This window comes from Clostridium frigidicarnis (assembly GCF_900111985.1).
Taxonomy (GTDB): domain Bacteria; phylum Bacillota; class Clostridia; order Clostridiales; family Clostridiaceae; genus Clostridium_Z; species Clostridium_Z frigidicarnis.
In genome coordinates this window covers 54,701-75,646 of record NZ_FOKI01000008.1, presented here as the reverse complement: position 1 = coordinate 75,646, position 20,946 = coordinate 54,701, and the positions used below count along the sequence as shown (strand labels likewise).

Annotated in this window: 23 protein-coding genes; 20 read left to right on the top strand and 3 right to left on the bottom strand. The window is 31.3% G+C overall.

The genetic code is table 11. The features are described 5' to 3' along the window. Positions 1–84: 84 nt before the first annotated feature. On the bottom strand, positions 85–633 hold the full coding sequence (locus tag BM119_RS06710; RefSeq protein ID WP_090040005.1) for a DUF6143 family protein: 549 nt from the start codon (positions 631–633) through the stop codon (positions 85–87). A gap of 263 nt (positions 634–896) precedes the next feature. Continuing rightward, positions 897–1,364: a GreA/GreB family elongation factor gene (locus BM119_RS06705; protein ID WP_090040004.1), complete on the bottom strand. Its 468-nt coding sequence runs from the start codon at positions 1,362–1,364 to the stop codon at positions 897–899. A 380-nt stretch (positions 1,365–1,744) separates the two neighbouring features. Between BM119_RS06705 and BM119_RS06700 the strand changes: the two genes are divergently transcribed. Further along, positions 1,745–2,572, top strand: coding sequence for a methyl-accepting chemotaxis protein (locus BM119_RS06700; RefSeq protein ID WP_090040003.1), 828 nt, complete (start codon positions 1,745–1,747; stop codon positions 2,570–2,572). A gap of 126 nt (positions 2,573–2,698) precedes the next feature. On the opposite strand, the gene BM119_RS06695 is transcribed toward BM119_RS06700, so the two are convergent. Next, on the bottom strand, positions 2,699–3,340 hold the full coding sequence (locus BM119_RS06695) for a DUF2238 domain-containing protein (protein ID WP_090040001.1): 642 nt from the start codon (positions 3,338–3,340) through the stop codon (positions 2,699–2,701). Between the two features lie 309 nt (positions 3,341–3,649). Between BM119_RS06695 and BM119_RS06690 the strand changes: the two genes are divergently transcribed. The 19 genes from BM119_RS06690 to BM119_RS06600 all read left to right on the top strand — a co-directional run bounded on the left by BM119_RS06690 (position 3,650) and on the right by BM119_RS06600 (position 20,888). Then, on the top strand, positions 3,650–4,060 hold the full coding sequence (locus BM119_RS06690) for a hypothetical protein (RefSeq protein ID WP_090039999.1): 411 nt from the start codon (positions 3,650–3,652) through the stop codon (positions 4,058–4,060). Positions 4,061–4,386: 326 nt separating this feature from the next. Continuing rightward, on the top strand, positions 4,387–5,529 hold the full coding sequence (locus BM119_RS06685; RefSeq protein WP_090039998.1) for a 1-propanol dehydrogenase PduQ: 1,143 nt from the start codon (positions 4,387–4,389) through the stop codon (positions 5,527–5,529). Positions 5,530–5,644: 115 nt separating this feature from the next. Then, complete coding sequence (locus tag BM119_RS06680) at positions 5,645–6,475, top strand: MerR family transcriptional regulator (protein WP_090039996.1); 831 nt, start codon at positions 5,645–5,647, stop codon at positions 6,473–6,475. Between the two features lie 546 nt (positions 6,476–7,021). Beyond that, positions 7,022–8,116, top strand: a complete 1,095-nt coding sequence (locus BM119_RS06675) for a hypothetical protein (RefSeq protein WP_090039992.1) — start codon at positions 7,022–7,024, stop codon at positions 8,114–8,116. Between the two features lie 4 nt (positions 8,117–8,120). Continuing rightward, positions 8,121–8,387 (top strand): hypothetical protein, encoded by a 267-nt coding sequence (locus BM119_RS06670; protein WP_090039991.1) that lies wholly within the window; start codon positions 8,121–8,123, stop codon positions 8,385–8,387. Positions 8,388–8,606: 219 nt separating this feature from the next. Then, positions 8,607–8,903 (top strand): BMC domain-containing protein, encoded by a 297-nt coding sequence (locus tag BM119_RS06665; protein WP_090039989.1) that lies wholly within the window; start codon positions 8,607–8,609, stop codon positions 8,901–8,903. A gap of 25 nt (positions 8,904–8,928) precedes the next feature. Further along, positions 8,929–9,237, top strand: a complete 309-nt coding sequence (locus tag BM119_RS06660) for a BMC domain-containing protein (protein ID WP_090040136.1) — start codon at positions 8,929–8,931, stop codon at positions 9,235–9,237. 38 nt (positions 9,238–9,275) lie between these two features. Next, the gene (locus tag BM119_RS06655) at positions 9,276–10,769 is read left to right on the top strand and encodes an aldehyde dehydrogenase family protein (RefSeq protein ID WP_090039987.1); all 1,494 of its coding nucleotides are present in this window, start codon (positions 9,276–9,278) and stop codon (positions 10,767–10,769) included. 73 nt (positions 10,770–10,842) lie between these two features. Beyond that, positions 10,843–13,383, top strand: a complete 2,541-nt coding sequence (gene cutC / locus BM119_RS06650) for a choline trimethylamine-lyase (protein ID WP_090039986.1) — start codon at positions 10,843–10,845, stop codon at positions 13,381–13,383. Positions 13,384–13,527: 144 nt separating this feature from the next. Continuing rightward, positions 13,528–14,481, top strand: a complete 954-nt coding sequence (cutD, locus tag BM119_RS06645; protein ID WP_090039984.1) for a choline TMA-lyase-activating enzyme — start codon at positions 13,528–13,530, stop codon at positions 14,479–14,481. A gap of 28 nt (positions 14,482–14,509) precedes the next feature. Then, on the top strand, positions 14,510–14,863 hold the full coding sequence (locus tag BM119_RS06640) for a BMC domain-containing protein (protein ID WP_090039983.1): 354 nt from the start codon (positions 14,510–14,512) through the stop codon (positions 14,861–14,863). Further along, a complete protein-coding gene (locus BM119_RS06635; protein WP_090039981.1) occupies positions 14,860–15,306 on the top strand; it encodes a EutP/PduV family microcompartment system protein in 447 nt (148 codons plus the stop codon). The genes BM119_RS06640 and BM119_RS06635 overlap by 4 nt, the downstream gene beginning before the upstream one ends. A gap of 6 nt (positions 15,307–15,312) precedes the next feature. Next, on the top strand, positions 15,313–15,993 hold the full coding sequence (locus BM119_RS06630) for a cobalamin adenosyltransferase (RefSeq protein WP_090039980.1): 681 nt from the start codon (positions 15,313–15,315) through the stop codon (positions 15,991–15,993). Then, complete coding sequence (gene eutJ, locus BM119_RS06625) at positions 15,975–16,820, top strand: ethanolamine utilization protein EutJ (protein ID WP_090039978.1); 846 nt, start codon at positions 15,975–15,977, stop codon at positions 16,818–16,820. The genes BM119_RS06630 and eutJ overlap by 19 nt, the downstream gene beginning before the upstream one ends. 105 nt (positions 16,821–16,925) lie before the next feature. Then, the gene (locus BM119_RS06620) at positions 16,926–17,189 is read left to right on the top strand and encodes a EutN/CcmL family microcompartment protein (protein ID WP_090039976.1); all 264 of its coding nucleotides are present in this window, start codon (positions 16,926–16,928) and stop codon (positions 17,187–17,189) included. Between the two features lie 79 nt (positions 17,190–17,268). Further along, entirely contained in the window at positions 17,269–17,931 is a 663-nt protein-coding gene (locus BM119_RS06615; protein WP_090039975.1) for a cupin domain-containing protein, read from the top strand. A 20-nt stretch (positions 17,932–17,951) separates the two neighbouring features. Next, positions 17,952–18,605, top strand: coding sequence for a BMC domain-containing protein (locus tag BM119_RS06610; protein ID WP_090039973.1), 654 nt, complete (start codon positions 17,952–17,954; stop codon positions 18,603–18,605). Between the two features lie 34 nt (positions 18,606–18,639). After that, positions 18,640–20,238 (top strand): acetaldehyde dehydrogenase (acetylating), encoded by a 1,599-nt coding sequence (locus tag BM119_RS06605; protein WP_090039971.1) that lies wholly within the window; start codon positions 18,640–18,642, stop codon positions 20,236–20,238. Further along, entirely contained in the window at positions 20,238–20,888 is a 651-nt protein-coding gene (locus BM119_RS06600; protein ID WP_090039970.1) for a phosphate propanoyltransferase, read from the top strand. Before BM119_RS06605 ends, BM119_RS06600 begins: the two co-directional genes overlap by 1 nt. The last annotated feature ends 58 nt before the right edge of the window (positions 20,889–20,946 follow it).

Sequence of the window (20,946 nt, the reverse complement as noted above, 5' to 3'; positions counted from 1 at the left end):
TGGAGCTAAAAGGTCGTGATTTACCTCCACCATAAATAATCATCAATTCTTAATATTTACATATTAGTAAATGTTACAATTGCTTTAACAAGAGCAATGGAAGTCTTCGCATATTATTTCTTCCCACCAACCAAAGGCAACTATTGCACTATCAAATGTAACAGGTAGGAAACCACCAAGATAAACAATAAGAGATTCTCCAGGTGGAATAATTATTTGTCCACCATCAATTACTAAAGTTGAATATGGTGAAACTATTCTACTAAATATAGCTACACCACCTGTTGGAGGTTCGGTAGCTGTAGCTAAATATTTAATTTCTCCTTCGGGAGTTGGTTCAGGAATAATAGCTAAGTTAGTACAACTAACTAAATTACTAATTATTCCATGGTTAAAGGTAGATTTAAGATAAAATTCAGCGGATAAATTAAGTTCAGAAATATTTGTTACAGTTATGGCATTTACATAAATATTTACGTTTGAAGTGACTGGATTTACTAATGCTGCTAAAGCATGTTGATCTTGACCAATTAATATTGGTGTCTGACCAATGAAATATTCTCCTTTTTCTGATTGGTACAATGGATAGGGTATGGATACTTCCTTTCTAATTTTATTATCAGAACAGGACATTTGAATCACCTACACAGAAAAAATTTAGGGAAAAGAGTCATCCCTATATATTATTATATCTACAATATGTGTAATATGTGATAAATCTCGTGTTGTTTTTTATATGTTATTAAAATTATATAAAAAAGTATAAGTATTTATCTAAAGATATTACGGGTAACATCTCGATTCAACCATAAAATCTACGATGGAGATAGTACGATTTTTACTTTGTGCATTATACTAATCATTAAACCCACGACATATCATCGTGGGTCTTTACATTATTCTAGTATTTCCAATATTTCTATTGTATATTTTTCTCCTGGAGCATCAACTTCAATTATATCTCCAACTTTTTTGTCGGATAATGCTTTTCCTAAATCTGATTCTATACTTATACGCATATTTTCGGGGTCTAAATCCATAGTAGTTACTAATGTCACAATAGCTTCATCTTCATCCTCTATAAATTTAATTCTAGCTCTACTATTAATTCCTAATATTGATTTATCTACATTTTTATCATCTATTAAAGTTGCTGTTGAAATCATAGTTAATAAATATTGAATTCTATTATCATTTTCTCTATAGTTTGCACAAGCCTCTTTATACTCTGCATTTTCTGACCTATCACCATGTGCAGCAGCTACTAATTTTTCCTTTGCTATTTCAGCTCTTTTTACAGTCATTCTATAGTCTAAATCTTCTCTTAAATTTTTTATATTCTCTTCTGTTAGTCTATTATTCATAAAAAACTAAACCTCCCTGAAAGATATTATGTATATATTATATAATATATAGAGAAAAATAAAAGTTATTTTGTTTAGCACTAGAAACTGTTATCTAAAGATAATAGTGGTCATCATTAGGGAAAATTATAAGATTAAATAAGTGAAATCGTAGATTTTTTTAAAGTCCATGCTTCTCAGAGAATTGTAACTTTGAAATAGTGGAAAAAAGGAAATTAAAATACAATGTCATAAGTATATCAGCTTTAAATATGCTTAATAAGTATACTATGCTAAATGATATGCTTTATGAAAGATGTGTTGGTTTTACAGTGGAAGGTTTACGTTATTAAAAAAATATAGTATCCTTAATAAGAGACAAAAATAAGGGGCGGATACTGATGGTTAATGAAAAAATAGATAATGAAATATTAAATAGTATTTATACAGCAATTCCATGTATTAATACCTTTTTTGATAACGACATAGAATTAATGCTAACTGATAGGGAAAAAGTATTATACTATCAAGGAAGCAAGGAAATAGATGCAAAGATAAAGGTAGGAAGTGAAGCAGGAAAATTTGTTAAGGAAGCTATGGAAAAGGGAAAAACAGAAATTAAGGTTCTTCCAGAAGATTTTCTTGGAGTGGCTTTTAAGTCCTATATGATTTGTTTAAAAGATGGAAATAAAATAGTAGGATCTATATCTATTGGTAAAAGTCTTTCTAAGAAGAAAGCAGTAACTAATATTACAGCGGACTTGATAAGTGGATTATCAGAAATAGTAACGAATGTAAATTACATATCATCTGGTGTTAATGAATTAGCAACAATGAATACAGAAATATTAGATGAAGCTAAAAGTGCTAATAAAATGACTGATGACACAAATGGAGTAGTAAGCTTTATTAGGGGTGTAGCATCCCAAACTAATCTTTTAGGATTAAATGCATCTATTGAGGCAGCTAGAGCTGGGGAACAAGGAAAAGGGTTTAATGTTGTTGCCCAAGAAATTAGAAAGTTATCTAGTTCTTCTAATGAGTCTATTGGAAAGATTGAAGATGTAATTAAAAACATTTCTAACTCTATAGATAAGATTAATAGTAAGGTTACTAATGTTGATGAGATATCTGAAAAGCAAGTAAAATCTTTAGAGGATATGACTGGAGCTATTAATAGGTTAAATGAGACAGCAAAATTGTTAAGCAAGCTTTCAAATGAATTGTAAATACCACTAAAAAGCACCATTAAATAAAAAAATGGTGCTTTAAACTATTTAATTATATCTTTACATTTTTTATATGTTTTTCTCCTGTTTCATAGGTTTAATATATAATAAAATATATTTTTAAATTTATAATTTACTAGGAGTTAAGAAAATAAATAATAAAGATAATGGTTGTTTTTTGTTCCTAAAGTTACGATAATAATATATTATCGTAGTAATAAAAGCAGATAAGATTTTTATAAGCAGATCTGATGCTGTATCTTCAAGTCCACCATTTACCATATTTAAATTGAATAGATAATCGCCTAAGAACTCAAACATTTCCCAGAGAGTACCTAAAGTAATTGAAAAACTAAATGCAAATACTATAATAAAAATACCAAATTTTTTTTCAGTTACTGCTGTATCTTTTATAATAATTCCTTGTATTAAATGCAATGCAATAATAACTGCATATATACCAAATATAGAATGAAGAAGTAAATCCCACCACCAGAATATAACATAGAATTTTTTTATTTCTCCAAAGTATAGTGAGAGGAAAATAAATAATAATGATATTAATTTAAAGCTATAAGGTAATATTAAATTTTTTGTATTAGCAATGTGAGTAATTATAAAAGGGAGTATAATACATGCAATGGCCAAGAGTGATAAGATTAAAGTATTCCATTGTTTTGACGAAATACTTTCAATAGATGTAATTATTAATATTATTTCAAATAATATTGCTATCCAAATAGTTGGTTTATTGTTTTTGTTATTCATTAGAAATTCAATCCTTTATAGATTTTATATTTGTAAAGAAACAAGTTTATTTATATAAGAAATTTATTGCTTAATTAGTTATATGGTTTCCTTTCTATATAAAAAATATAGGATTATTAGTGAAAAACAAATAGTATAAGCAAAAGTCTCAAAAATTAAAGTGTTTATTTTAGCTAAGAATCACTTGATAACAAGTGTATAAGGGGTATATAAAAATAAAAATGTGACTGTAATGAGAAAAAGGTGTATAATAGACAAGTTATCTATAGATAATAGATAACAAATAAAGATGTAAAGTGAGACATACATATGAGATATGAAAAATTAGAAAAGGCTATTAATAGAATAGATAATGATATTGAAGCTTTAAGAGTAGCTAAAAAATATTTAGCAAACATAATGGAAATAAACCAAATTATTGACGACTTAAACAAAAAAAGACAAGGATTAGCAGACGAATTATACTGTGAAGATAAGAAGTCATATGAAAGTTGTTGTGAAATAATAAGAGAACTATTAGGTAAGGAATTAGATAAAGATGATCAAATTGAATTGTTAGAAAAAATAAAAGAAGAGTTTGGAAGAAAATCTCCTAATGTAAGCAAAAAAAGTCATGGACTTAATGCTTGGTTAAAAGAACTTAATATTCAGTATAATTGGATAGAAAATCCAGAAAATGATTGGCTTATATTAGTTATAGAAAATTTTGGACCTAAATAGTAAGAAGTTAAATTAAGTTATGGAATGTATGTATGAAAATGCAAATAAACTTAATTAATTAGGTTCAGGATAACACGGAATAAGTATACGATGGAACACTAAAAATAAAGCAGTTCTCAGATAATAGGTGGGAACTGTTTTTATTGTATAATAAACTAATATTATATCAATATTGTATTATTAATATAATATTGATATAATACATTAAGTAAGTTTATTATAAACTTACTTTGATTGTTATAATTTTGGATTAATTTTATATTTAAGTTAAAGAATAACCAATTCATTCATATCTTAAATATTTTTTTAAATAGGAGAAAATGGATATGAAAGAATTTAGTATTAATACAAAGGTCTATTTTGGACAAGGTTCTTTAGATAGACTAAATGAAATTAAAAATAAGAGAGTATTGATTGTATGTGATAAATTTATGGAAACTTCAGGTATGGCTACAAAAATACAAGAAAAGTTTGTTGACTGTGAAGTAGCTATATATAGTGATATTGTACCTGATCCATCTGTAGAAATTATTGCTGCTGGTATTAAAAAGTTTCAAAGTTGTAATGCACAAATTATGATAGCTCTTGGTGGAGGTTCATCAATTGATGGAGCTAAGGCTATAAGAGAATATGCAAAAAAAATTACTGGAGAGGTTTCTTCTATAGAAGAATTTTATGCTATACCTACTACAAGTGGTACAGGTTCTGAGGTAACTGAATATGCAGTAATTACAGACAAACAAGAAGGATTAAAATATGCTCTTGCAGATAAATCTCTTCTTCCAACGGTTGCTATTCTTGATCCTGAACTTGTAAAGACTGTACCTAAGGCTATAACTGCTGATACAGGAATGGATGTAATCACACATGCTATAGAGGCTTATGTTTCAAAGAATGCTACTGATTTTTCAGATGCTCTTGCAGAAAAGGCCTTAACTTTAGCTTTTAGATTTTTACCACAGGCTTATGTTGATGGAAATGATATAGTAGCAAGAGAAAAACTTCACAATGCATCATGCCTTGCTGGTATGGCGTTTAATGCAGCTGGACTTGGAATTACTCATAGTTTAGCTCATGCTGTGGGGGGTAAATTACATATTTCTCATGGAAGAAGTAATGCAATAATACTTCCTTACGTAATTGAATATAATGCTGATTTAAATAAAGATACTTTAAAGTGTGAATATAACATAGCAGCTAAAAAATATCAAAGACTTGCAAAATTATTGAAATTACATGCACCAAATGTATATATCGGTGTTAATAATTTAATTAGAAGTATTGTAGAACTTCAAAAGACATTGATGATTCCAAAAACATTGAAAGAACAAGGTGCTGACATGAATTTAGCCCAAGCATCAATAGATGAAATTGTTACTGCAGCTCTTAATGATATTTGTACAACTGCAAATCCTAGAGAAGCAACAAGTGAAGATTTATTAAAACTTTTAGATGAAATTTTAGGATAAAATATTGTATTTTAAGCCACTCATTAATGGGTGGCTTTTTTATTTTTTGCAAAATGTTAAAAAATTAGCTAATATAAAGTATAATTAAAAATAATGACAAAAAGGAGAGATTAATATGAGTGAAGAATTATATACAATAGGGAAAGTAGGGGAAATATGCCAGATAACGACGAAGGCATTAAGATATTATGACAAAATGGGCATATTATCTCCTGATAAAGTAGCTAATGAAAGTGGTTACAGATATTATAGCAAGAAAAATTTATTAGCTGTACCAATGATAAAGTATTATAAGCAGAGTGGATTTAAGCTTGAGGAAATGAGAGGATTCTTAAAAGGGACAACCTATGATTTTTTTGATAAAAGGTTTAGAAAAAAAATTGATGAATTAAATGAACTTGAGAAGGAAATAAACTTAAAAAAAAGATCCATTAAAGATTGGCATAATCTCATAGTTGAAGCACAGATGGTAATCGAAAACAATGTCTGTGATGTGGCTGTGAAATATATAAATAGTCATAATTTAACCTTTTTAAATCAAAGTTTTGAATACGATTATATGGATTCTATAATTAATATAGAATTTAATAATTATATAGATAGTATAAATAATGCAGTAACAGGACCTGTAATTATATGTTTTCCATCTTTTGAGGACAAAATTAATGGAAAATGTAATAAGATAAAAATAATGCAAGAGACTATTTTAAAGTGTAAAGAGGAAGTAATTATAGAATTTGGTGGCTGGATGGCAGTTGCTTGTTATCATATAGGAACTCATGAAACAATTAATGAAACATATAAAAAAATACAAGAGTGGACGAAAGGTCATGGTTACATATGTTCTGAAGAATCATATGAAAGATATGTAACAGATTATTGGACAACTAAAAATATGGATAAATTTGTAACAGAAATTTTAGTTAAAGTTAAGAGAGAAAATTAATTTTATAAAAAAACATTGACCTTAGGGGAAGGTATAAAAGGATAATAAGACTAATTGTTTGAAAAATTTTAATATTATTAAAAGAAAAAATATTTATTGTTTTATAAGAGTCAATTAAAAGTATATTTATTGTCTTCATAAAATTCAATCTATACGTACATTATCATATGAAAAACCTAGTATAACTAACGTTACAAATAGTTTGTAATTATTTGTTAATTTTGAAGTGAAGCTAAATTTATAAGATTTTAAATATTTTTGGAAAATATATGTTGACTTTACCCTAAAGGGAAAGGAATATAATTTACTTGAGAACAAATAAAACACTTATGAGATATCAAATGAAAAGGTGTTCAATGCTTCGAAAATAAAATGCTCCAAATTATAACAATCTAAAACATATATTGGTTAAGGACATTTTTAATTAATTTATTAAAAAGCTCAATACTATAATGTAAAATTTACAAGATTATAATGTAGAGTTTACAAGAGTATAATTAATTATTAATATACAAGAAATTATTATATTGAAGGGAGTTTCATTTTATGTATGAGGTTTCAGAAACAGTAAGTTTAGAAGCAATTGCTGCAAAAAAGAAATTATCAAGCAATTTCTTCAAAAAGGGTATATCCCTAGCTTTATTTTCAGGACTTGCCTATGGATTGTATACTGCATTTTTAACGATGGGTATGACTAAAGGAGTTTGGGGGGATTGGTATGGTTCTAACACAGCTGGCTTATCAGCATTTGTTGTAGCATACTTACTTGCAGCACTTGCTAATGCAATAAATGACACATGCAGTGCTATTTGGGCTCTGTCATATGCACTAGTTAAAGGTAAATTTAGAGATTTTTTAAGATGCATCAATACGGCCCCAGGACGTATCATGATATTAGCAGCTCTTATCGGAGGACCTATAGCTGGTACTGCTTATGTTATAGCTCTTCAAATGGCTGGATCAATAGTTGTTCCAATATCAGCTCTTTGTCCTGCTATTGCTGCTATATTAGGTAAAATTTTATATAAGCAGGAATTAAATAAACGTATGGCATTCGGTATTGGAGTATGTGTATTTGCCAGTTTTTTAATTGGTAGTACAGGCTTTAGCGGTGGTGCTTCAAAAAGCACTGTTATTGGTCTTTTAATAGCTATTATTGCAGCTCTTGGATGGGGATTTGAAGGTTGTGTTGCTGGATATGGTACAGCGATGATTGACCCAGAAATTGGTATTTGTATTCGTCAAGTAACATCAGGAATAGCAAATCTATTTATCTTAGTTCCTGTTTTTGGAATGATGGCTGGTGGAGTAAATATTTCTGTTGATCTTGCTATGCAAGCATTTACAAGTGGTCCTGCAATGATTTGGTTTGCTTTAAGTGGTCTTTTATCATTTATCACATTTATGTCATGGTATGCTGGGAATAGTATGTGTGGAGCAGGTCTTGGTACTGCATGTAATGGTACATATTCATTCTTTGGACCATTATTCTGCTTATTGTTATTAGGAGTATATGGTGGAATGGATGGATGGTCTTTACCTTCAGTTGCTTGGCTTGGAGCTATAGTAATGATGTTTGGTATTCTTACAATATCTATGAATCCACTTGATTTATTAAGAAGAAAAAAAGAGGAGGTTTAAATAGATGAAGCCGCTTAATTACGCAATTTTAAAATATTTTACTAAAGTTGAAGAAGCTTGTGCTTATGATGTTATAAATGGATTAAAAGGGGAATATGGAAATTTTAAAGCGTTGAAAAAGAATGCTGTAGTTAATGCTTTAATGACAGCAGAAGCAAATGGACTTATTGAGGAAACAAGATTTGAATTAGATAAAAATAAGGAGTTAATGGTTTATTATCATGCACATGAAGAAGGAGCTGCTACAATTAATAAATATATTAGAGATTAACTTTTAACATTATAATAAGGGTAATTTTTTATAGAATAAAGCTCTTAAGATTGTAGTTAATTAGGATAAAATTTTAATCTTAATAAAATACTTCACAACACAATTGTTTGAAAATTTTTGCAATTGAAAGTGTGTTATTTTTTCTGCAAGATAATAAATAGAATGTGTGTGATTTAATAAAAGTATGTATGAGCTAAAACCAGGGAGGAGGAATTGTCAATGAGATATTATGGAAATGAGGCTTTGGGGCTTGTAGAAACAATAGGATTAGTTCCTGCACTTCAGGCTGCAGATCAAATGCTTAAAGCAGCTAATGTTGAATTAATTTCATATGAAAATATTGGTTCAACTCTTGTAACCATTATGGTAAAAGGGGATGTTGGGGCAGTAAAATCTGCCGTAGAAGCAGGTGCTAAAGCAGCAGCAGCTATTGGTAAATTAACAGCACACAATGTTATGCCACGTCCTATTAAACAAGTTGGGGATATTGTTTCAGTACACGATATTGATTTATAAAACATGGAAAGGAAAGGATATACATATGGCAAGATATGAAGCTTTAGGACTAGTTGAAACTTTTGGTTTAGTTTTTGCTTTAGAGGCAGCAGATGCTATGTGCAAAGCTGCAAACGTTGAACTTGAAGGATATGCAAATGTTGCATCAGGTTATATAACTGTATTAGTTCGTGGTGATGTGGGTGCTTGTAAAGCAGCAGTAGATGCAGGCGTTTCAGCAGTGGAAGGAATGGAAGGTGGAAACCTTTATAGTTCAATGGTTATCCCAAGACCACATCAAGATCTTGAAAAAATAATAAAACGTTATGACATTACAAATCTTATACCAGAATAAAAAAGTGAAAATTTTTCTAAGGAAAGGGGGAGAGAAAAATGAATATTATTGATAACGATTTACTCTCCATGCAGGAAGCGAGAATTCTTGTTGAAAATGCTCGTGAGGCACAAAGAAAATTAGCAACCTTCCCACAAGAAAAACTCGATGAGATAGTTGAACATATGACCGAAGAGATTGAGAAACATTTAATGGAACTTGCAAAAATGTCTAATGAGGAAACTGAGTATGGAAAGTGGGAAGATAAATATATCAAAAATGACTTTGTGTGTAATTATCTGAAAAATAGACTTAGAGGTATGAATTGTGTAGGTATCATTAAGGATGATAAAGACAATAGAACAAAGGATGTTGGAGTGCCAGTTGGTGTTATTATAGCTTTTCCTCCTGCAACGAGTCCAGTTTCTACAACAATATATAAGGCTTTAATTGCAATTAAAGCAGGAAATGCAATTATATTTTCACCTCATCCAAGGGCTAAAAATACAATTTCTAAAACAATTGATATTTTAATTCGAGCTGCAGAAGGGGTGGGACTTCCAGAAGGTGCCATTGCATATTTGCATACAGTAACACTAGGTGGTTCATTAGAACTTATGAATCATAGAGATGCCTCACTTATAATTAATACTGGAGTTCCAGAAATGCTTGATTCAGCCTATAGAACTGGTAAACCGGTAATTTATGGCGGTAATGGAAATGGTCCGGCATTTATAGAGCGTACAGCTGATATAGAACAGGCTGTTAAGGATATTATTGATAGCAAGAACTTTGATTATGGAGTTGTTTCTGCCGCTGAACAATCAATTGTTGTTGATAGTTGTATTGTAGCTGAAGTAAAACAAGAGCTTCATAAAAATGGTGGGTACTTTATGACAGAAGATGAAGCTGAAAAGTTGGGAGCATTGTTTTTTTATAAAGATGGAAGCCCTGATTTAGAGATGGTTGGTAAATCACCACAATTTTTAGCTAAGAAGGCTGGTTTTATCGTTCATCAAGACGTTAGAGTTCTTATTTCAGAACAAAAGTTTGTTTCCAAAAACAACTCTTATTCAAGAGAAAAACTTTGTCCAGTGTTAGCATTTTATATAGAAGATGACTGGATGCATGCTTGTGAAAAGTGTATAGAATTGTTACTAAGCGAGCGATATGGACATACACTTGTTATACATTCAACGGATGAAGAAGTTATTCATCAATTTGCATTAAAGAAGCCAGTTGGTAGAGTGTTGGTTAACACCTCAGGAACCTTTGGAAGTATGGGAGCAACTACAAATTTATTCCCTTCAATGACCTTAGGTAGTGGATCTGCAGGTCAGGGAATGACTTCGGATAATGTTTCACCTATGAATTTAATATATGTGCGTAAAATTGGATATGGAGTTCGTAAAGTAGATGAAATCGTTAAAACAGTAAGGAATAAAGAGGATTCTCCATGTACAGTTTTAAAGGATAAATTAAATGCAAATGAAATCGATAATGTTAAGTTATTAGAGTATATTTTGAAAAAAGTTATAGATGAATTAAAATAAGAAATTATATTTAGGATATAAAATATGTTAAAGGATAATATGCGAAATAAGGTAAAGAATGTGAGGTAATAAAGTGGATATTCGTGAATTTTCAAATAAACTTAAGGAAGCTACTCAAAACATGTCTGATGAAGAACGTGCTAGATTAATGGAGATGTTTAATAAAGTTTCTAAAGACATAATAAAAGAAGAAACAACTACTAATAATGTTGTATGTGAAAACAACGGTGAAATTCCAGATGGAATAACAGAGCGTTTAGTTAAGTTAAAGGAAACTTACTTAAAGCATGTTCCATCTATAACAACTCATCGTGCAAGAGCTATCACTAAAATAGCTAAAGAAAACCCTGGTATTCCTAAATCAGTTTTACGTGGTAAATGTTTTAAATATTGTTGTGAAACTGCACCATTAGTAATTCAAGACAATGAGATTATAGTGGGAGCCCCAAATGGAAAACCTCGTGCAGGAGCATTTTCTCCTGATATAGCTTGGAGATGGATGGATGATGAAATTGATACAATAGGAACTCGTCCACAAGACCCATTCTATATTTCAGAAGAAGATAAAAAAGTTATGCGTGAAGAGTTATTTCCATTCTGGAATAGTAAATCAGTAGATGAATACTGCGAAAACCAATATCGTGAAGCTGGAGTATGGGAACTTTCAGGAGAATCTTTTGTTTCAGACTGTTCATATCATGCAGTAAATGGTGGAGGAGATTCTAACCCAGGGTATGATGTTATCTTAATGAAAAAGGGTATGCTTGACATAAAAAGAGAAGCACAAGAAAAATTAGCTGAGCTTAGCTATGAAAAGCCAGAAGACATTGATAAAATTTATTTTTATAAATCAATAATTGACACTGCTGAAGGTGTTATGATATATGCTAAACGTATGTCAGATTATGCTGCTGAATTAGCTGCAAAAGAAACTAACCCTAAGCGTAAAGCAGAGTTACAAAAGATTTCTGAAGTAAATGCTAGAGTTCCAGCACATAAGCCAAGGACTTTCTGGGAAGCTATTCAAGCAGTTTGGACTGTAGAATCATTACTTGTAGTTGAGGAAAATCAAACAGGTATGTCTATAGGACGTGTTGACCAATATATGTACCCATTCTATAAAGCTGATATAGAATCAGGACGTATGACTGATTTTGAAGCATTTGAATTATCAGGTTGTATGCTTATAAAGATGTCAGAAATGATGTGGATAACAAGTGAAGGTGGTTCTAAATTCTTCGCAGGTTATCAGCCATTTGTTAACATGTGTTTAGGTGGTGTTACTAGAGAGGGTCGTGATGCTACAAACGAATTAACTTACCTTTTAATGGATGCAGTTCGTCATGTTAAGATATATCAACCATCTTTAGCTTGCCGTATACACAAAGCATCACCACATAAATATCTTAAAAAGATAGTTGAAGTTATTCGTGCAGGTATGGGATTCCCAGCATGTCACTTTGACGATGTTCACATAAAAATGATGTTAGCCAAGGGTGTTTCTATAGAGGATGCAAGAGATTACTGTTTAATGGGATGCGTTGAACCACAGAAATCAGGAAGACTATATCAATGGACTTCTACAGGATATACTCAATGGCCTATATGTATAGAACTTACTCTTAATCATGGTGTACCACTATGGTATGGTAAGCAAGTATGTCCAGATAATGGAGACTTAAGTAATTTCAAAACTTACGAACAATTTGAAGAAGCTGTTAAACAACAAATTAAATATATTACTAAATGGACAAGTGTTGCTACAGTAATTTCTCAACGTGTTCACAGAGAGCTTGCACCAAAGCCACTTATGTCTATGATGTATGAAGGATGTATGGAAAATGGTAGAGGCGTAGAAGCAGGTGGAGCTATGTATAACTTCGGACCAGGAGTAGTATGGAGTGGTCTTGCTACTTACACAGACTCTATGGCAGCTATAAAGAAATTAGTATTTGAAGAGAAAAAATATACGTTAGAAGAAATGAATGAAGCACTAAAAGCTGATTTTGTTGGATATGAAAAATTAAGAAAAGATTGTTTAGAAGCACCTAAGTATGGTAATGATGATGACTACGCAGATTACATTGCTGCTGATTTAATTAACTTTACTGAAAGAGAGCACCGTAAATATAAGACATTATATTCAGTACTTAGCCATGGTACTTTATCAATCTCTAACAATACTCCATTTGGACAACTGACTGGGGCTACATCAAATGGACGTAGAGCTTGGATGCCTTTATCAGATGGTATAAGTCCATCACAAGGAGCTGATTATAAGGGGCCTACTTCTATAATTAAGTCTATTTCTAAGATGTCTTGTGAGGATATGAATATAGGTATGGTTCATAACTTTAAGTTAATATCTGGTCTTCTTGATACAAAAGAAGGTGAAGAGGGAATCATTACATTATTACGTAGTGCATGTGCCCTTCAGCTTGGAGAAGTACAGTTTAACTATTTAGATAACAATACTTTAATAGAAGCACAAAAGCACCCAGATCAATACCGTGATTTAATTGTTCGTGTTGCTGGATATAGTGCATTCTTCGTTGAGTTATGTAAAGATGTTCAAGATGAAATCATTAGTAGAACTATGCTTACACACTTTTAATTTAAAAAAATTTTTGAAAGTATAAAACAAAATTTAAGCTAAATTTTATGAAGACTGTAATCTACAGATTACTTCTGTAGATTATAGATTTCAGTTAAGATATATATTAAAAACCAAGGTAAATGAAACTGGAGAATGAAGAATATGAGTAATGAAAATTTAGGTATAATCGAACGAAAAGCGACGATTTTTAATATACAAAAATATAATATGTATGATGGAGATGGAATAAGAACTATAATATTTTTTCAAGGTTGTCCCCTTCGCTGTAAATGGTGTGCAAATCCTGAAGGAATGATTAAAAAACAGAGGGTTATGTTTAAAAACAATTTATGTGTTAATTGTGGAGATTGCGTTTCTGCTTGTCCTGTTGGAATACATACTATATCTAATGAAACTCTAAAACATGAAGTTAATCGTGATATTGATTGTATCGGATGTGGTAAGTGTAAGGATGCTTGTGTTAAATCTGCTATATCAATAATTGGAGAATTAAAAACCATATCAGAGCTTTTAAAAATTGTAGAAGAAGATAGAACTTTTTATGAAATGTCTGGTGGTGGAGTTACATTAGGTGGCGGTGAAGTTTTAATGCAGCCTGAAGCAGCTTGTAGTTTATTAATGGCATGTAAGCAAGAAGGTATAAATACTGCAATTGAGACTTGTGGTTATGCAAAACTAGAATCAGTACTTAAGGTTGCAGAGTTCACAGATCTATTCCTATTTGATATTAAGCATATTGATTCTGATAGACACTTTCAGTTAACAGGTGTGAGAAATGAACAGATTTTAGAAAACCTGAAGGAACTTATCCGTGGCAAATATAATGTAAAGATTCGTATGCCTTTACTTAAAGGTATAAATGATTGTCAAGAGGACATTGAAAGGGTTATGGAGTTATTAACACCATATAAAGATTATAAAAATTTTAAAGGAGTTGATTTACTTCCATACCATAAGATGGGGGTAAATAAATACAACCAATTAGGGATTGAATACCCTATAAAAGATGACCCTAGTTTAAAAAGTGAAGATTTAGATAGAATAGAAGGATGGATTAAGAAATACGATTTACCTGTAAAAGTAATCCGTCATTAAATAGAAAATAAGATGGAAGGTAAGGTTTATGGAAGATTTTCTTGATAGAAATATACATCGTATTATACAAGAGACAGTTCCAGGAAAGCAGATTACCGTAGCTCATGTTATTGCATCCCCTATGCCTGGTATATATGAACGTCTTGGAATCGATGAAAAGGGAGCACTAGGTATTTTAACTCTTTCTCCAAGCGAAACTGCTATTATTGCAGCAGACATTGCTACAAAGGCTGCAGATGTTGAAATTGGATTTCTTGATCGTTTTACAGGTTCTGTTGTAATAAATGGTGATGTACAAAGTGTTGAAACAGCACTTAATTCGGTAAATGATACATTAAAACATATGCTTGGATTTACTCCTGCTCCTATTACAAGAACATGAGAAGAAAGCGCATAATGGTAATTGGTCCTTCAAGGTGTGGTAAAACTACATTAGTTAATGTGTTAAATGATTATGAAGGTCCATTAAGACGAACGCCAGATTTGATTTATGGTGAAAATACCATTGATGTTCCAGGCGCTTATATAGAGAATGCATGGATGTACAAACATATAATTGCAATATCTCAGGATGCATCTCATATTCTTATATTGGTTGACCATTCTAATTGCACTGAAATATATCCCTATGGATTTGCAAAGTGTTTTAGATGTCCGGTAATTGGGGTTATAACCAAATGTGACTTGATATCTGAAAATGAAGAAAAATGTTTGCAACAACTAAAGGACATTGGAGTATCAGAGCCATATTTTCATATCAGCTTTCCCATGGGAACAGAAATTGATGCTTTAAAGAAGTATTTATTTGAAAAAGATGAGGAGTAAAGGTAAATGATGAAATTTATTACCGAAGAGTATTTGAGGAATTTATATAAAAAGGAACCTTTTAATACCTACAAGTTACAACAGGGACAGCGTCTTACACCTGGAGCAGCTCAATATTTATCTGATAAGGGAATAAAGATGAATAATAATGATTCAAAGGTAAGTAAAAATGTTTCTAAGAAGAAACAGGTAGAAACAATAAAACAAGAGAGAAACAGTAATTTGAATTTGAAAAGGAAACTTTGTTGCAAATTGAAATCTGTAGAGGCAATATTTCTTGTTAATAGTAGTGAAATATTAAGGGAAGATATTATTTTAGCACAAAATGTTATAAATTTTGGTAAGAAAATATCAAATATCAGAAATGTTGTGGATGGAAAAGGTACTCTTGAGTCTATTTGCTGCAAAGAGTGCACTGGAATGAGTTCATTAAATTTCACAACTGATCTTGGTGATTGTTTTGAAATAACAGATTTTCATATGCAGCTTAAAGAAAGTAATTCAATTTTAAAAATGCATACACTTCGTTGTGCTTTACAGGAATTACAGTTTGAAATAATTGAGACCTATGAAAATGATGATGATTTAAAAAACAAAATTATGGAAAATGTTAATTCGATAATTAATTCCATGTCTCAATTGATTTGTTCAGCAGTAGGAGGGAAAAAATGTCAAAGAAAAGAATAAATTTTGAAAATTGCGATAAAATGGTTAAAAAGTTTGAAGAAGTTATAGAAAAACCAATTCTTAACGGATCTTCTGTTTATTATACAGGCGTGGATCTAGGTACTGCTTGTGTGGTATTGGCTGTTTTAGATGAAAACTATAAGCCTGTTGCCGGTGCATACAGGTATGCAGATGTAGTTCGTGACGGTATGGTTGTCGACTATATTGGAGCAATAAGGGTTGTTAAAGAACTTAAGCAGGAGATTGAGGAAAAACTTAATACTAAGCTTCTTTATGCAGCTGCTGCAATTCCCCCTGGAACTGATGCTTTAGATTCTGGAGCAATTAAAAATGTAGTTCAGGCTGCAGGATTTGAATTGACATGCATTTTAGACGAACCTACTGCTGCAAATCTTGTACTTAAAATTGAAAATGGTGCAGTTGTAGATATCGGTGGTGGAACAACTGGAATATCAATTTTAAAAGATGGAAAGGTTGTTTATGTTGTTGATGAGCCTACAGGTGGTACTCATTTCTCATTAGTTATTTCAGGTGCATATAAAATTCCTTTTAAAGAAGCGGATGAATTCAAAAGAGATAATAGTAATCATAGAGAGATTTTACCACTACTGAAACCAGTAGTTGAAAAGGTATCATCAATTATAACTAACAATATTAAAAATTACGATGTAAAGGAAATTTCATTAGTAGGTGGTACCTGTTGTTTGACAGGAATTGAAGAAATTATTGAAAAAAGGACTGGAGTGTATACTCATAAACCTAAAAATCCTATGTTCGTTACACCACTTGGAATAGCATTAAGTTGCACACAAGATATTCTCGAATAATGAAGATATTGTTTAAAATTTAAATTTTTACATTCTCAGATACACATAATTAGTTGAATCCAAATTAAAGGATATTAAACTGAAAATGAAAGAGGGAATAGCAATATGATAATAGCAAGACTTATTGATAATGTATGGGCCACTAGAAAGGCAGAGTCACTTAGTGGACTTAAATTTATGCTGGCTGAGGAGATTAGTGGAACATATGAAGGACGCAGATTTATTGTTGTTGACATTATCAGTGCAGGTATTGGTGATAGAGTTATAGTTAGTACCGGATCATCTGCTCGTAAAATGTTAGGTGATGATAATATTCCAGTAGATGCAGTTGTTGTTGGAATAATCGATAATGATTGCAATTGCGGTTAAAACATAATCTTTTTTATAATCATAGAATTTTAAGATTTGTATAGATACTAAGGCACATTATTTGAAAGGATGTGAACCCATGAGAAAGTTAATCTGTGCAAAAGATGTTGAAGCATTAATATTAAAGAAAGAAAAAGTATTTTATGTAGATGGCAGTGAAATAATTACACCAGCAGCTCAAGATTTTGCAAAAAATAATGAAATAGTATTTACTACAGAAGCTCCTGCGCCTAAAAAACAACATTTAGGAGTTAAAAAATCCCCAGGCATAGATGGGATGGATAGTGAAATGATACTTAATTTATTTAGAACAATGATGGATAAGGGTCTTTTACAGGAAATTCTTGAATGCCTAAAGCCAAAGAATCTTCTATTTGAAGCTGAGTGTGACACTAGTGGACTTAAAGTTGTTAGAGGAAGTACAGTAAAAATGGATGCATTTGACACTGGTAATCCAAACGCAAGAGTCTATTTTCAAGAGTTAGTAAGTAAAGAAGAATCAAAAATGAGTGCTGGATTTTTAATTATTGAAAATTCAAAATTTGATTGGGAATTAACTTACGAAGAAATTGATTATGTTATTGAGGGAACTTTAACAGTTGAAATCAATGGAAAGACATACACAGCTTATCCTGGAGATGTATTATTTGTACCATCAGGTTCTAAAGTAGTTTGGGGATCACCAGACAAAGCTAGGATATTCTATACAACATATCCAGCAAACTGGGCAGATCTTTTATAGAAGACTAGGAGGATGAATCTATGGAAGCACTTGGTTTAATAGAAACAAGGGGATTACTTGCAGCTGTTGAGGCTGCTGATACAATGGTGAAATCTGCAGATGTAAGTATTATTGAAAAAACTTATGTAGGTGGAGGTCTTGTTACAATTGTAGTTACAGGTGATGTAGGTGCAGTAAAAGCAGCTATAGAATCTGGTGAGGCAGCTGTTAAAAAACTTGATCAAAAACATTTAGTTTCAGTGCATATAATTCCAAGACCTCACGAGGAATTGCAAAGTATAATTGGATATAATACTCCACTAGAGGTTTTAGAAACTCCATCATCTGATAAAGATGTAGATATAAAAGATGTAGAACATGTAGAGGATATAGAGCATGTAGAAGATATAGAAGGAACTAAAGATCAAGTTAAAGAGACTAAAAATATTCTAGAGACAGATTTGGATAAACTACATAAAGTAAGTTTACAGAACTTACATAAAGGAGATGTAGATGATTTAGTAAGCAAAAATGGTATAGAAAAAACCATTTTAATATTATCTAAGTTAAAGGTAGTTAAGCTTAGAAATTTAGCACGTGAATATGAAGATTTTGTAATTACAGGAAGAATGATTTCAAAGGCAGATAAAAATTTATTAGTTACGAAATTTAAATCATATTATGATAAAAATTAGTTAATGTAAGATTTACGAAAGGAAGTACAATAAAATGGATATTTTTGACAAAGATTTATATTCAATACAAGAGGCAAGAAATATTGCTAGACTTGGAAAAGTAGCATCTAATAAAATTGCTGATTATACTGAAGAGCAAATTGATAAAATTTTATGCAATATGGTTAGAGTTGCAGAAGAAAATGCTGCTTGTTTAGCACAAATGGCAGTTGAAGAGACAGGCTTTGGTAAAGTTCAAGATAAAACTTTTAAAAACCATTTAGCAGCTACTGTATTATATGATTCAATGAAAGATATGAAAACTATTGGTGTAATTAGAGAAGATGAGAAAAATAAGCTTATAGAAATTGCTGAACCAGTTGGTTTAGTTATGGGGATAGTACCTTCAACAAATCCAACTTCTACTGCAATTTTTAAAGCTATGATTTCTATTAAGTCTCGTAATGCTGTAGTGTTCTCACCACACCCAACTGCTGCAAAATGTACAATTAAAGCAGTTCAATTAATGAATGATGCAGCTGTTGAGGCTGGTGCACCAGAGAACATTATAAGCTGCATGACTAATCCAACAATTGGGGCTACAAATGAGTTAATGAAATGTAAAGAAGTTGCTATAATAATAGCTACAGGTGGTCCAGGAATGGTTAAAGCTGCCTATAGTGCAGGAAAGCCAGCTCTTGGTGTTGGTGCAGGAAACTCCCCAGCATATATTGAAAGAACTGCTAATGTAGAGCAAGCTGTTAGAAACATTATTGCAAGTAAGACTTTTGACAATGGTACAATTTGTGCTTCAGAACAATCAATAATCTGTGAAGAATGCAATCACGATATAGTTGTCCAAGAGTTTAAGAAGCAAGGTGGATATTTTATGACAGAAGAAGAAACTGATAAAGTTTGTAAACTGTTATTCAAAAAAGGAAACGCTATGAATGCTAAGTTTGTTGGAAGAACTCCACAAGTTATTGCAAGTGCTGCAGGAATTAAAATTCCAGAAGGAACAAAGGTACTTATAGGAAAGCAAAATGGAGTAGGCGAAGGTAATCCATTATCATTCGAAAAACTTACAACAGTTCTTGGATTCTATACAGTAAAAGATTGGCATGAGGCATGTGAATTAAGTATTGAATTACTTCAAAATGGAATTGGACATACAATGAGTATACATACTGAAGATAGAGATATGGTTATGAAGTTTGCTAGCAAGCCAGCTTCTCGTATACTTGTTAACACTGGTGGATCTCAAGGTGGAACAGGTGCAAGCACAGGGCTTAACCCTTCATTTACTTTAGGTTGTGGTACATGGGGAGGAAGTTCTGTATCTGAAAATGTTACACCAGAACACCTTATAAACATAAAGAGAGTTGCTTATGGTTTAAGAGATTGTTCAACATTAGCATCTAATGACCCAACTTTCAACTGTATAAAAACTGCTGAAAACTGTCATGGAGTTCAAAATCAATTTATGGATATGAGCCCGGCTCAAATTGCGTCAGCTGCAGAAACTTTAAACAAAGTTAATGATTCTGTTGAAAATAGTAGCAATTGTACTGAATGCAGTAGTGAAAGCACAAAAAATGAAGAACTTATAGACTTAGTTAATCAAATAGTTGCAGCTATGAAGGGGAATAATTAATGGACAATTGTGAAGCATTGTTAAAGCTTTTACTAGAAGCTGTTAAGGATAAAGGAATAAATACTATACTTTCTGAAAATTCATCTGAGATTCCAGTAGGAATTTCTAATAGACATGTGCACCTTTCACAAAAAGATATAGATAGTCTTTTTGGTAAAGATTATAATCTTATGAAACTTAAAGACTTATCTCAACCTGGACAATATGCATGCAAGGAAACTGTAACAATATGTGGACCAAAAGGTGCAATTGAGAAAGTTAGAATTCTTGGACCTATAAGAAGTAAGGCTCAAGTTGAAGTATTAATGGGAGACTGCATTAAACTTGGAGTAGTACCACATGTAAGACTGTCTGGAGATTTAAGCAGAACATCTGGCATTACATTAGTTGGACCAAAAGGTTCTGTTCAAATTGAAGAAGGATTAATAGTTGCACAAAGGCATATTCACATGACACCTGAAGATGCTAAAAACTTAGGAGTATGTGATGGAGATATAGTATCAATAAAATTTGATGATTTGAGAGGCGGAACATACAGTAATGTAGCTATTAGAGCTAATGATGTTTCAAAGCTTGAATGTCATCTTGATATTGAAGAAGCTAATGCAATGAGTGTTAATGGAAAATCAAAAATAATAATAGCGAAATAAAAAATCAATAAAAAATAAGTGTTTATAATTAAAAAATATAATATATAAATAAAAAATA